General features: G+C 37.3%; 9 protein-coding genes and 1 pseudogene. All 10 read left to right on the top strand.

The window, feature by feature from the left end; translation table 11 throughout:
* Window positions 1-239 precede the first annotated feature (239 nt).
* A pseudogene (locus QYB95_RS15620) lies at window positions 240-369 on the top strand (IS1595 family transposase); the annotation flags it as partial.
* Window positions 370-706: 337 nt separating this feature from the next.
* The gene (locus tag QYB95_RS15615) at window positions 707-1,081 is read left to right on the top strand and encodes a hypothetical protein (RefSeq protein WP_301139300.1); all 375 of its coding nucleotides are present in this window, start codon (window positions 707-709) and stop codon (window positions 1,079-1,081) included.
* A 271-nt stretch (window positions 1,082-1,352) separates the two neighbouring features.
* Window positions 1,353-3,707 (top strand): ABC transporter permease, encoded by a 2,355-nt coding sequence (locus tag QYB95_RS15610; protein ID WP_301139299.1) that lies wholly within the window; start codon window positions 1,353-1,355, stop codon window positions 3,705-3,707.
* A gap of 75 nt (window positions 3,708-3,782) precedes the next feature.
* Window positions 3,783-4,550 (top strand): ABC transporter ATP-binding protein, encoded by a 768-nt coding sequence (locus QYB95_RS15605; protein WP_301139298.1) that lies wholly within the window; start codon window positions 3,783-3,785, stop codon window positions 4,548-4,550.
* Window positions 4,551-5,187: 637 nt separating this feature from the next.
* Entirely contained in the window at window positions 5,188-6,591 is a 1,404-nt protein-coding gene (locus tag QYB95_RS15600) for a UDP-N-acetylmuramoyl-tripeptide--D-alanyl-D-alanine ligase (protein ID WP_301139297.1), read from the top strand.
* Between the two features lie 13 nt (window positions 6,592-6,604).
* Window positions 6,605-8,011, top strand: coding sequence for a Mur ligase family protein (locus QYB95_RS15595; RefSeq protein WP_301139296.1), 1,407 nt, complete (start codon window positions 6,605-6,607; stop codon window positions 8,009-8,011).
* Window positions 8,012-8,034: 23 nt separating this feature from the next.
* The gene (aepX, locus tag QYB95_RS15590; RefSeq protein ID WP_301139295.1) at window positions 8,035-9,642 is read left to right on the top strand and encodes a phosphoenolpyruvate mutase; all 1,608 of its coding nucleotides are present in this window, start codon (window positions 8,035-8,037) and stop codon (window positions 9,640-9,642) included.
* Window positions 9,629-10,759, top strand: coding sequence for a phosphonopyruvate decarboxylase (aepY, locus tag QYB95_RS15585; RefSeq protein ID WP_301139294.1), 1,131 nt, complete (start codon window positions 9,629-9,631; stop codon window positions 10,757-10,759). Before aepX ends, aepY begins: the two co-directional genes overlap by 14 nt.
* On the top strand, window positions 10,752-12,629 hold the full coding sequence (locus tag QYB95_RS15580) for a 2-aminoethylphosphonate aminotransferase (protein WP_301139293.1): 1,878 nt from the start codon (window positions 10,752-10,754) through the stop codon (window positions 12,627-12,629). The genes aepY and QYB95_RS15580 overlap by 8 nt, the downstream gene beginning before the upstream one ends.
* A complete protein-coding gene (locus QYB95_RS15575; protein ID WP_301139292.1) occupies window positions 12,610-13,017 on the top strand; it encodes an NUDIX hydrolase in 408 nt (135 codons plus the stop codon). Before QYB95_RS15580 ends, QYB95_RS15575 begins: the two co-directional genes overlap by 20 nt.
* The last annotated feature ends 7 nt before the right edge of the window (window positions 13,018-13,024 follow it).

Below are 13,024 nucleotides of genomic sequence, written 5' to 3'. Positions count from 1 at the left end.
GCATAGGTTTTACTATAAGGAGCGTATGTTATTTGAATATAGTGAAATTATTAAGGTTATGTGAATTTTATGAGGAAATAGAAGATGTAATTTTACAAAAGTTGTAGTTTTTTAGAAATCCTAAAAAGGAAAAAGGGAGCTTAAACAAAAGGCTCTGTTAAAGTCTGTTGTTCATAATTTGATTTACAGAACCATATTTTTTGTAATGGGTTTAACTATAAAAAAGTTGGTGATGAACGTTTCAGGTGTTAGAATCCATTCAACATCAAAGGAATCCAAATACTATGAATGACTTGGTGATTAAAGTAAAATTTAATACAAAATTTGGAAATGTATGATACGCTTAGGTTATCTAGAGTCACGATATAAACATTACTGCTTGTTCAACTTGGGGCTAGCATAATCATTTATATTTAAAATCAAGGCAAATAAAACTTTGTCCTAATGATACTAACGGGTGCGATGCTTTAACAGGGCTCGCTTGCCTTGTTGCGCTAACGAGGCAGTTTACATAACATAGAATACCTAAGCCGATGTTTTTTGCTCGTCTAAGAATAATGGTGATTTTTAATAATATTTCGAAACCTTACTTTCAGTTGCTTGTGAGATGGAAAGAAATACAGGAACAGTACTTTTGTGGATTAAATAAAACTAAAACAGGAAGAAATGGGGTGATTTTATTTTAGAAAAACTCAGGAAAATTAATATGAAAACTGCTGTATTTATGGGAATTATTTTTTACTCTTTGACTATCTTAATCCACTTTCTTATTATAAGCAAAAGTATGCCATTCACATGGGTTAATGGTGGAAGGTCAGAATCATTTGCTAATCAGCTTCCAATATCTGTTATAAATATGGTTATTTCTATTATTGGATTGGTTTTTACGTTGTTCGTTGGTAGATTTAAACTATATAAATACACAAGAGGAATAACCGTTATATGTTGGTTTTTTGTTGTACTTTGGTCTTTTGGATTTATACAACAACTGTTTGGAACAACTTTTGAAAAAATGGTTGTTTCGATAGTATTGCTTCTTGGAGTTATCTCGAACTTGCGTATGGCGGTTGAAAAAAAATAGCTGTAACTATTAAATTAACAAGTTTGTGAACAATTACCCTTAAACTAAAGGGGGCGTTAGTTTAACAAGCAAATATTATAAAAAAGGAACTTCCTTACATCAGGAAGTTCCTTTTTTGTTTGGTGAAATTCCAAATAGGACTGAGGGCTTAGTAAAGAATTAGCCTGAGGAAGGTTTTGCTAATAATTTCCATCTGTTATGATTACGTTGGTAAGTTCAATATTTATTGGGTTCAAGTCTAAAAACAATCTTATTGGAAGGAGATATAATTTTGTTCTTAAAAATAGTAAAGAACGATTTCATCAGGAATAAGATTTCCACTATATCAGTTTTACTATTCATAACGATGGCCGTTATTTTGGCAACTAGTGCAGTAAATAATGTGACCACTTTGATTCAGTCGATGGCAAAATTAGAGGAACGTGCAGTACCAGCTGATATTGCGCAGATGCATACCGGTGAATTTGACCAGGCAGAAATTGACCGATTCACGCTCCAATACCGGGATCATATAGCGATGCAGGAGACGATGATTCTGCAAAATGTTGATGGAAGCAATATTCATTTTAGTCAAAATCAAACATTGGCTGGCACGATACAGGATATTTCATTTGTTGTTCAGAATCGTAAATTTGATTTTATATTGAATTTGGATAATGAAAAGCTGGATGTAAAGGAAGGGTTCGTTGCTGTCCCCATCTATTTCATGGAACAACATGACTTAAAAATAGGTGATACGATTACAGTGAAAAGCGGCGGATACGAGAAAGAGTTTGTCATTTCAGATTACGCAAGAGATTTTGAAATGAACTCTTCCCTTACTTCTTCCAAAAGGTTTGTGATTAATCATAATGACTTTCATGAAATGTTTGTGATAGGACCTGGGGAAATGGAATACCTGATTGAATTCAAATTAAATAAAAACGGAGATGCTGATACTGTTCAGACAGCATATATCGAAGCAGGTCTTCCGGCAAACGGCCCGTCAATCAGAGGAAAGATGTTTCTGTTGTTTAATGCCATGTCAGATATTGCAGTCGCAATGGTCATCATTCTTATCAGTATTTTGCTGCTTATTATAGCTTTCCTCTGTATCAGGCTTACATTTTTGGCAAGCATTGATGAAGATTTGAGAGAAATCGGTGTTATGAAAGCAATGGGGATATCCAAAGAGGATATAAAGAAGGTATATCTTAACAAATACAGGGCCATTTCATTGATAGCCGGTATCATCGGTTATCTGCTTTCCTTGGCAACGGTAAATCTGCTAAACGGTAATATAAAGCTATACATTTCTTCCGATTTATCCGGTAGCTTGAATTACTTGCTATCGCTTATAGCTCCATTACTTGTATATTTCATAATTGTGATGTACTGCAAGAGAGTACTGAAAAGAATCGATAAGATTTCGGCGGTGGAAGCATTGCGGAGGGATTCCATTGAGCACGGAAAGAACGGAAAACATCATTTTCCACTGATAAAGAACAAATTCTTCAGCATTAATATATACATGGGGCTTGTGGATGTTTGGAAACGTTTCAAACTGTATAGGCTGCTGTTTGTTATTTTTATTGTATGTACGTTCATTGTTATACTTCCTGTAAATATTTTTAACACCATGACTTCACCAGAATTTTCTACCTATATGGGAATAGGAAAACAGGATATGAGAATCGATCTTCGAAGAACCGATCGCATTACAGAAGATTTTATAAAGCTGCAGCAAGAGTTAGAAAATGATAACGATATTGAAAAGTTTGCAACCTACGTCACAAGTTCCTACCCGGTTAAGAACGAGGAAGGTTCCTGGAATTATATGAATATTGAAATCGGGGATTTTTCTGCATTCCCATTAAACTATTTGGAAGGAAGAGGACCGGAGAGGGAAGGAGAAATCTCGCTCTCCTTCGCTAATGCCGCAAAGGACGGCTTAAACAAGCAGGTAGGGGATGAGGTAACTGTCCGAGTAGGTGGGAGAGAGCAGTCTTTAACAGTTACGGGTATTTATCAGGATATTACAAATGGTGGAAAAACAGCAAAGGCGAATGCAAATCTTGGCGTAAATGAAAAGGCTGTTCTTTGGTATATTGTGAGCATGGATATGGTGGACGGGGTTAATATTCCTGCGAAAATGGACTACTACCAGAATGCTTATAGCACGGCGCAGGTAAATGATATCAAAGAATATACGCAGCAGACACTTGGAAATATCATAAATCAGATGGGTACCGTTGTAATAGGCGGAATTGCCATCGCCATCATCATAGCTGTATTAATCACGGCATTATTCCTTCGAATGTTACTATCAAAGGATATTTCTCAGATTGCCATCATGCGGAGTGTGGGATTAACTTTAAAGCAGATCAATCATCAATATATGGCAGGTACGATGATGGTACTGGTAGTGGGAATCATACTTGGAGTTGTGATTGCGAATTTACTGGGAGAATTTCTTGTCAGTATGGCCATGTCCTCGATGGGAGCAGCAAAAATTGAATTTGTTCATATTGTATGGCAGACCTGGCTGCTTTGTCCGTTGGCACTCATTACAACCGTTGGATGGACAATATTCATGTCCTGCAAGGTAGCTGTAAAGGATGATCTATCTGTCGTCTTAAGAAGCTAACGGTACTAATATGCATCCCAGGACAATATTGGGAAATAGACTTCGATTTTAATATTTGGAATAGGAGGAATATGGATGACCTATATAATAGAAGCAAGAAATATGAACAAAAAAGTAATGTTAGGAAAAGGTCATGAAATTCATATCTTAAAGGATGTTAACTTGGAGATCGAAGAGGGAGAATTCGTTTCGGTTATGGGGGCATCTGGAAGTGGGAAAACTACACTCCTATATAATATTAGCGGTATGGATAGATTGACTTCTGGCAGCGTGAAATTTAATGGTCGTGAGATCGGCAGCCTAAAAGAAGAAGAATTGGCCAAGATTCGACTGAAATCAATGGGATTTATCTTTCATGATATTAATTTATTAAAGAATTTGTCCTTGATTGACAATATTATGTTTCCTGCACTTGTATCAACAGAGGCGAATAAAAATTCAGTAAATCATAAAGCGAAAAAACTTATGAAAATGACAGGAATTGATAAGCTTGCAAATCATAATATCAATCAAGGCTCTGGTGGACAGCTGCAGAGAGCAGGCATCTGCAGGGCTTTGATAAATGATCCGGATATTATATTTGGAGACGAACCTACCGGAGCATTAGATTCCAAATCGACAGAAGAAATTATGTCCATTCTTGGGGAGATTAACAAAAGTGGGACGACGATAATGCTGGTTACGCACGATGTGAAGGTGGCAGCAAAAACTGAAAGAATCCTGTTTATGGTAGATGGAAATATTGTTTCACACAAGAAAATGCGTAAATACGATGCACAGCAAAACGATAGTAGGGAAAGAGAAGAAGACCTTTTGAAATGGTTGGTTGAAAATGGGTTCTAATTTTTCAGTTCAAATGGATAACTTGAGAAGTAAGTTCAAAGGGGAAAGTTAAGCATGTTTGTAAACATAGCTGACTCAATTTGTGCACGTCATGGTAAAAAATATTTTCTAAAGTATAGGCTACTTCCTAAAAATGAAGTAGTCATTCTTTTTTTAAAATACTGCAACTTGCATTTCAAGAATTTAGGATGACAACATTCTCAAGGATACAACAGATCCTTACCATGATATGCACTTCACTTTTAGTTGCTGATAATTTTTTCTAGAGCTAATCATTTCCACGAAGGCAATTCACCTCTTATCGGTAAGTCCTATCACTGCATGCCAATTCCTCAGCCATACTCCATTTTGAGCTTTTAATTTTTCCATTTGATTTTTTTACATAATGATCTCCCAACACAAGAAAAGATAGTGCCTTATTAATTATCTTTTGTGAAATTCCCCGTTTATATAGCATAAAGAGAAAAAGACTTTTTATGTGACATATATTGGGATTTGAAGTGTATATATAGTAATAATTCAATTCTAGGAATAACAGATGATGAACAGGAATGCCTAAACAAAATAAATCGTTTACGAATACTGTAGATAAGTAATGAACAGGGTTTGAAATTGGTTGAGAAGAAGGGAGCAGAAAATGAAAGCTCTTTATCTAAACGAGATTATTTCTCAAATTGGTGGAACGTGGATGCAGGGAGAGGGCAATCCTCTTATAAAAGATGTTGTAACGAAACCTTCCAGAATTAGTCATAATAACACGCTAATGATTGATTTATATACAAAATCGAGAATAGATTCCAAACTCTTTAAAAAATACTCGCCAGTTGTTGTTGTAACAGAAAAACCAAAGGATTTCGCCAAGCTTGGAGATGAAGTTATTGTCATAAAAGTAGACGACATAGAACAAACATACTGGAAGTTCATTGATTACTATCGGGATCTCTTTGATATTCCTATTATTGGAATAACAGGGACTTGCGGTAAGACAACTACAAAGGAAATGATTAAACATATACTTGAAAGCAGCTATCCGGTTTTGGCTACTTATAAAAGCTTTAACGGAGGCCATCGAAATCACCGCTATCTACTAGGTATAGATGAAAATACAGGGGCATCTGTCATCGAGATGGGGGTTGACTCCCCGGGGGATATCCTCTTTTATTTAAAATATTTTCGCCCCCAAATCAGGGTGTTATTAAATATTGACGTGTATCATTTGGTAGGTTGTGAGACTCCGGAAGGATATCTAAAAGCCAAAGCGGAAATTTTGCATGGTTTGGATCCGGTAAACGGCTGTCTCATCTTGAATGCGGATGATGAGAATATAAAAAGAATAGATATTAGCAAACTTACTAATATTATTCAATACATTGGATTCAGTGAAGGCTGTCATTTTCGTGCAACGGATGTAACTTACGATGATAGGGGGACCCTTTTTACACTACATCATCAAAAGCAAACCTATCCTGTCTTTGTACCAGCATTTGGTGAACATAATGTCTATAATGCTCTTGCCGCAATTGCTGCAACATGGAATGCAGGGGTGCATATAATGGAAGCGGTAGAACGATTATCTACATTTCAACAAGTTAAAGAACATTTGGAACTTAAAAATGGACTTGGGGGATCTACAATCATTGATGATACCTGGAATGTAGCTCCTCTATCGATGGCTTCTGCTCTTAAAGCATTAAAAGAAATGGCAGGTACGAAAAGGAAAATTGCTCTTTTGGGATATATGCCTCAGTTGGGGGACGGATTATTCGCAGAACAGCAGTACTCCAAGATGGGTGAGAAGGCAGTGGAAGCTGAAGTAGATCTACTGATTGTTGTAGGAGAGGAAGCACGGAAAGTTGGGAGCAGAGCATTGGAAATGGGAATGGACCAAAGTAAGGTGTACTTTTCTGGCAACCCAATAGAAATTTATCAAATTCTTCAACCTTACTTAAATCCGGATTCCATTATACTCCTAAAAATCCCTCATAGGGTGATGGTTCAAGATACATTTAAAGAACTTAAGGAAAAAATCATCATTACGTGAATGGAGGGACTACATGAAAAGTTTATTTCTCCAAGATATTGTTGAGCAAATTGAAGGCAATATTGTTCAGGGATCAGGGAACCCACTTATTCAAAATGTAGTCTATCGGCCAAAAAAGATAGTAGACCAAACCCTGCTGTTTTATCGATACCAAGATATGAAAATTGAAAATAAAGTCATAAAAAAATATAAATCTGTTGCAATTGTTACAGATAGGCTTGATTTGATAAAAAATTTACCAGAGCATGTCATCATAATCCAGGTGCCGAATATCGAAGAAGCTTATTGGAAGTTTGTACACTTTTACCGTCACCTTTTCAAGATTCCAGTGGTTGGCATTACGGGTACTTGTGGAAAGACGACAACAAAACAAATGGTAAAACATATTTTGAGAAAATACTATAAAGTTCACTCCACCTTTCTAAGCAATAATCAGCGATCACTTAATTTACACTACCTGCTTGGCATCAATGATGATACAGAAGCAGCAGTCTTTGAAATGCCGGTAGCTTCTCCAGGCTATTTAACAAATACCATTCGCTACTTTCAACCCCAAATACGAATCCTTCTAAACATAGATGTCTACCACTTAACGGATAGTAAAACTCCGGAAGCCTATATGAAAGGAAAAGCTGAAATAATCAATGACCTAGATCCGGATACGGGCGTCATTATTTTAAACGCTGATGACGAAAACATTAAAAAGGTCCTTGATGTAAGTTCATTTAAGAATGTTGTCTATATAGGATTATCTGAAGGGTGCGACTTCAGAGCAGAAGATATTGGATACTCCGACAGAGGAATGAAGTTTACTCTCGAACATCAAGGGCGATCCTATCCAGTCTTCGTTCCTGGTTATGGAAAACCGAATGTTTATAATGGGCTTGCTGCGATTGCTGCAGCGGTTGCAGCAGGAATGAATGTAAAAGAATGCTGTGAGCGGCTAGCATCGTTTGAACAAATGAAGGAGCATCTCCAATTCCTGGAGGGGGAGGGGGGGTGCATCATTATTGACGATACGTGGAATGCAGCTCCATTATCGATGGCCTCTGCCCTGGAGGTTCTTCAGGAAACCTCGGACTCTAAAATGAAAATAGCACTACTAGGCTATATGCCACAATTGGGAGATAGCCGATATGCACAGGAACAGTATGCCAGAATGGGCGAGAAGGTAGTTGAAACAGAGGTGGACCTCCTTTTTGTTGTTGGTCAGGAAGCGATTGAAATCGGAAGGAAGGCTCTTGAACTACTAATGGATCCTGGCAAAGTTTATTTTTGCAATAGTGGAACAGAAATCTACCCATTCATTCAACCATATCTAAACAAAAATACAACTATCTTATTGAAAATCCCTCATCGAGTTATGGTTCAAGAATCTTTTAAAGAGTTAAAACGAAACCTCATCCCTAAAACAAATTAAATTCAATAATGAAAGGAAAGGCAATGAAAAAGACAACAAAACTAAAAGAATTAATAACTTCTAATTCATTGGAATTTATTATGGAGGCTCACAATGGTCTAACAGCAAAAATAGTGGAGGAAGCGGGTTTCAAAGGAATATGGGGAAGCGGATTGTCCATCTCAGCCTCTTTGGGAGTACGGGATAATAACGAAGCCTCCTGGACCCAGGTGCTGGACACATTGGAGTTTATGAGTGATGCCACTACCATCCCAATTTTACTTGATGGCGATACCGGTTATGGGAACTTTAATAATGCTAGAAGGTTAGTCAAAAAATTGGAGTCCAGACAAATTGCTGGAGTTTGTATTGAAGACAAATTATTCCCCAAAACAAACTCTTTTATCAGCGGGGATACACAGCCTCTTGCCGATATAGAGGAATTTTGCGGGAAAATTAAAGCGATGAAAGACAGTCAGTCGGATGATGATTTCGTTGTTGTTTCCAGAGTAGAAGCCTTTATTGCGGGTTGGGGGCTGGAAGAGGCACTCAGGCGGGCAGAGGCTTATCGCCTTGCTGGTGCAGATGCAATCCTCATGCATAGTAAAAGAAAGGATAGTACTGAAATAGAGGCCTTTTTGAAGGAATGGAGCAATAGACTTCCAGTTGTACTCGTACCGACAAAATACTATACTGTTCCGACTGATAGATTCAGGGAATTGGGTGCTAGTCTTATCATTTGGGCTAATCATAGTTTAAGGGCATCGATTAAAGCCGTCCAGGATACGACCAAGCAAATCTACGAGGATGTAAGTCTGATCAACGTAGAAAAAGAGGTTGCTCCATTAGACGAGGTGTTTCGCCTACAAGGAGCAGGTGAACTGAAGGTCGCAGAAAAACGATATCTTCCTGCCACAGGAACTAACGTTAACGTAGTCATATTGGCAGCAAGCCAAGGGGAAATGGAGGGGCTTACAGAAGAAATCCCTAAAACTTTATTGGAAGTTGGAGGGAAAACCCTGCTCTTGACACAGATACATGAATTTAACAAAGTTGGTATAAAAAAGATTAGCGTAGTCAGAGGCTTTGCGAAAGATAAAGTAACCTCCACCAATTTTTCGGTCATTGACAATGATTTGTTTGCGGAGACAAAAGAACTTTACTCCTTATATCTTGCAAAGGAAGAATTGAAGGAAAATACCATTATTAGTTATGGAGATATCATTTTTAAAAATTATATTTTGAATGACCTTCTTAATGATATGAGCGATATTACTCTTATAGTAGATGCTGATGTGGAAAACACCGCAGCTAAAGATAAAGATTACGTAATTACAAACATCCCTTACTCAAAGAAGCTTTATTCCAGTACAGTTCAATTTGTCAAAATGTCTGGAGACTTGAATGGAAAAGAAGCGCACGGGGAGTTTATAGGACTCTGGAGAGTAAATAAAAGCGGTGCCGAAGTGGTGAAAAACGCACTGATGGAACTATCAAATCGAAAAGATTTTAAACAGCTGACAATGGCAGATCTCTTCAATCATATTAGTACAACTCACCCGATTGGGGTGAAATATATCAAAGGTTCTTGGCTTGATATCGATACAATCAGGGATCTCAAAAAAGCAGGTGATTTGTTTGATCAACACTAAAGCATTTGGAAATGAGTTAAAAAAGCTGGGCTTTGATTTTTTTAGTGGTGTTCCATGTTCCTTTTTAAAAAATTTAATCAACTACGCAATCAATGAATGTGAATACGTTGCAGCTACGAACGAGGGTGAAGCAGTAGCTGTTGCTGCAGGTGCTTATCTTGGTGGTAAGAAGCCGGTTGTTCTTATGCAAAACTCTGGTTTGACCAACGCTGTTTCGCCATTGGTGTCTTTGAATTTTCCATTTCGACTTCCGGTACTTGGATTTGTCAGCTTGCGAGGGGAACCTGGGATTCCCGATGAGCCCCAGCATGAACTGATGGGCTGTATCACCACAGAAATGCTTGAACTTATGAAAATAAACTGGATGTACCTTGCTGACGACTTAGACCAAGCCAAAAAGCAATTGATTCAGGCTAATTCATGTATTGAAAAAAATGAGTCTTTTTTCTTTGTTGTGAAAAAAAATACGTTCGAAAAAGAAATCTTAATGGATCAAAAAGAGCTTGTAAATGTTAATACTCAAAAGATTGGTCAAACCAAAGAAAACCAACTTCCCACACGATTTGAAACGCTGCAGCTCATTAATTCTTTAAAGGATCAAAAAACCATCCAATTGGCTACGACCGGTAAAACGGGGCGAGAGTTATACGAAGTTGAAGATGCACCAAATAATCTGTACATGGTTGGTTCCATGGGATGTGTCAGTTCCATCGGTCTTGGCCTTTCATTAACGAAGAAAGACTATGAAGTTATTGTGCTGGAAGGAGACGGAGCATTATTGATGCGGATGGGTAGCCTTGCAACGAATGGGGCATACGCTCCGAATAATTTGCTACATATCCTTTTGGATAATAATGCGCATGATTCGACGGGAGGACAACTGACTGTATCCAACAATGTTCATTTAGTAGACATTGCAGCTGCTTGCGGCTATACCAAATCTATTCATATTCACAACCTTATAGAATTAGAATTCTATATAAAAGAATGGAAACGGGATAAACAATTAACTTTTCTATATATGAATATATCCAAGAAATCCAAAGAAAATCTTGGGCGCCCAAAGATGAAGCCAAATGAAGTTAAGGAACGATTGATGGTGTATCTGAATGGTTAAAAAGGCTGTTATTTTAGCCGGTGGGATGGGCTCCCGCTTGCGTGAGAGAACAAAAGACCATCCGAAAGGCTTCATCAAAATAGACAATTTATCCATTGTTGAACAATCCATTTTAAAATTAATAGAGGCTGGGATAGAAACAATTATCATCGGAACAGGCTATCTATCCGAGCAATACGATCAATTGTCATTGAAATACCCTCAGATTCAATGTGTTCGCAACAATGATTATGAACATACAGGCAGTATGTATACGCTGTGCAATTTAAAGAATCATGTTTCAGAAGACTTTCTTTTACTTGAAAGTGACCTGATATATGAAAAAAAAGCGTTAGGAATTTTAATAAATCATAAGGAACGCGATGTAATATTAGCAAGTGGGTTTACCCATTCCAATGATGAAGTTTTTATTGAAACGGATGAGAATAATCTATTAGTAAATATGTCAAAAAACAGTGGGGAATTGAAGGATCTTCATTCGGAATTGACTGGGATAACAAAGCTCTCTATAGAAACGTTCAAGGTAATGTGTGATTTTGCAGAGTCCATCTTCCCGGAAAATAAGCAGCTTGATTATGAAACTGCTTTAGTCGGCATTTCAAGCCAAAGGAATATATACGTTCACAAATTGCAGGATTTTGTCTGGTGTGAAATTGACAATGAAGATCATTTGCTGCGCGCAGAGAAGTACATTTATCCAATGATCACCCTCAAAGATAAGAATTTTCCTCCAGTAAAGAGAAATGTTTTATTGAATCCCGGACCTGCTACCACAACGGATACTGTTAAGTACGCACAGATAGTGCCGGATATTTGTCCTAGAGAAGAAGAATTCGGAGCGGTAATGGAGACAATTACTGGCGAGCTTACACGATTGGTTGCAAATCCCGATAATTATTCATGCGTTTTGTTTGGCGGATCAGGTACGGCCGCTGTTGAGTCTACTTTGAGTTCTGTTATAGGAAATGATGCTGTTCTTATTATTAATAATGGTGCCTACGGAAAAAGGATGTGCCAGATTGCAAAAACATACAATCTAAACTATATCGAATATAATAGCAGCAGTTACGAGGCCATTGATCTTTTATCATTGGAACAAACAATTCAACATTGTTCCAAGAAAATTTCTCATCTATGTGTTGTCCATAACGAAACAACAACAGGCTTGCTCAATGATATAAATGCAATAGGAGGACTTTGTAAAAAACACCAGATTCAATTAATTGTGGATGCTATGAGCTCATTTGCAGCCATTCCAATTGATATGGATGTGATGAATATTAGTTATCTTGTAGCCTCCTCTAATAAAAATCTACAAGCAATGGCCGGCGTAAGTTTCGTGATTGCCAGAACAGAAGATCTAGACAATACAGAACACATTCCTGCAAGAAATTTCTATCTTCATCTTTATTCACAATACAAATATTTTCTAGAAACAAAACAAATGCGTTTTACTCCTCCTGTTCAAACACTTTATGCACTTAAGCAGGCAATTGTAGAATTAAACATAGAAGGTATAAAACGGAGGTACGAAAGATATTCAAAAGCCTGGGAAGTACTCATCAATGGTATTACTCAGTTAGGCTTAACTTATTTAGTTCAAAAAGAGCATCAATCCAAGATTATTACGGCTATTGTAGAGCCTTCTATTGAAACCTATAAATTTGAGGAAATGCATGATTATTTTTATAGAAAAGGATATACGATTTATCCGGGGAAACCGGGTATAGAGGATACCTTTAGGATAGCAAATATAGGGGATATAACTTGTAAGGATATGGAATTATTTATTACAATGCTTGAAAACTATTTAAGAAGTATTGGATATTTACCTGAAAGGAACGAAAAGAATGGGTTTTCCAAAGCATAGATTAGCAGCATCCGTAGCTGTTATCAATGATCAGAACGAAATACTTTTGATAAAAAACTGGAAAAGGGGATGGGAATATCCAGGTGGTTACGTGGAGAACGGGGAATCAATCGAGTCAGCGGCCATTAGGGAAGTGAAAGAGGAATCCGGGATTGATATTTCCATCACTAAATTATGTGGATTGATTCAAGATGTTAAAAACAGCAGATGCACCGTTTTGTTTTTGGGAACTCCGATAGGTGGTAATTTGGCTGGGAGAGATGATGCCTTGGATGCAGGGTTTTTTTCAATTGAGGAAGCACTCAAGAAAGTTACTTGGAAAACATATAAAGAAAGAATTCTTAAGTGTTTAAATACAGAAGAGCACCCCTTTATCATTGAATCTTAATATAAGG

Origin of the sequence: Ureibacillus aquaedulcis, from assembly GCF_030418165.1 — a bacterium.
Taxonomy (GTDB): domain Bacteria; phylum Bacillota; class Bacilli; order Bacillales_A; family Planococcaceae; genus Ureibacillus; species Ureibacillus aquaedulcis.
The sequence above is the reverse complement of the archived record's forward strand: the minus strand, read 5'-3'. Positions and strand labels throughout refer to the sequence as shown.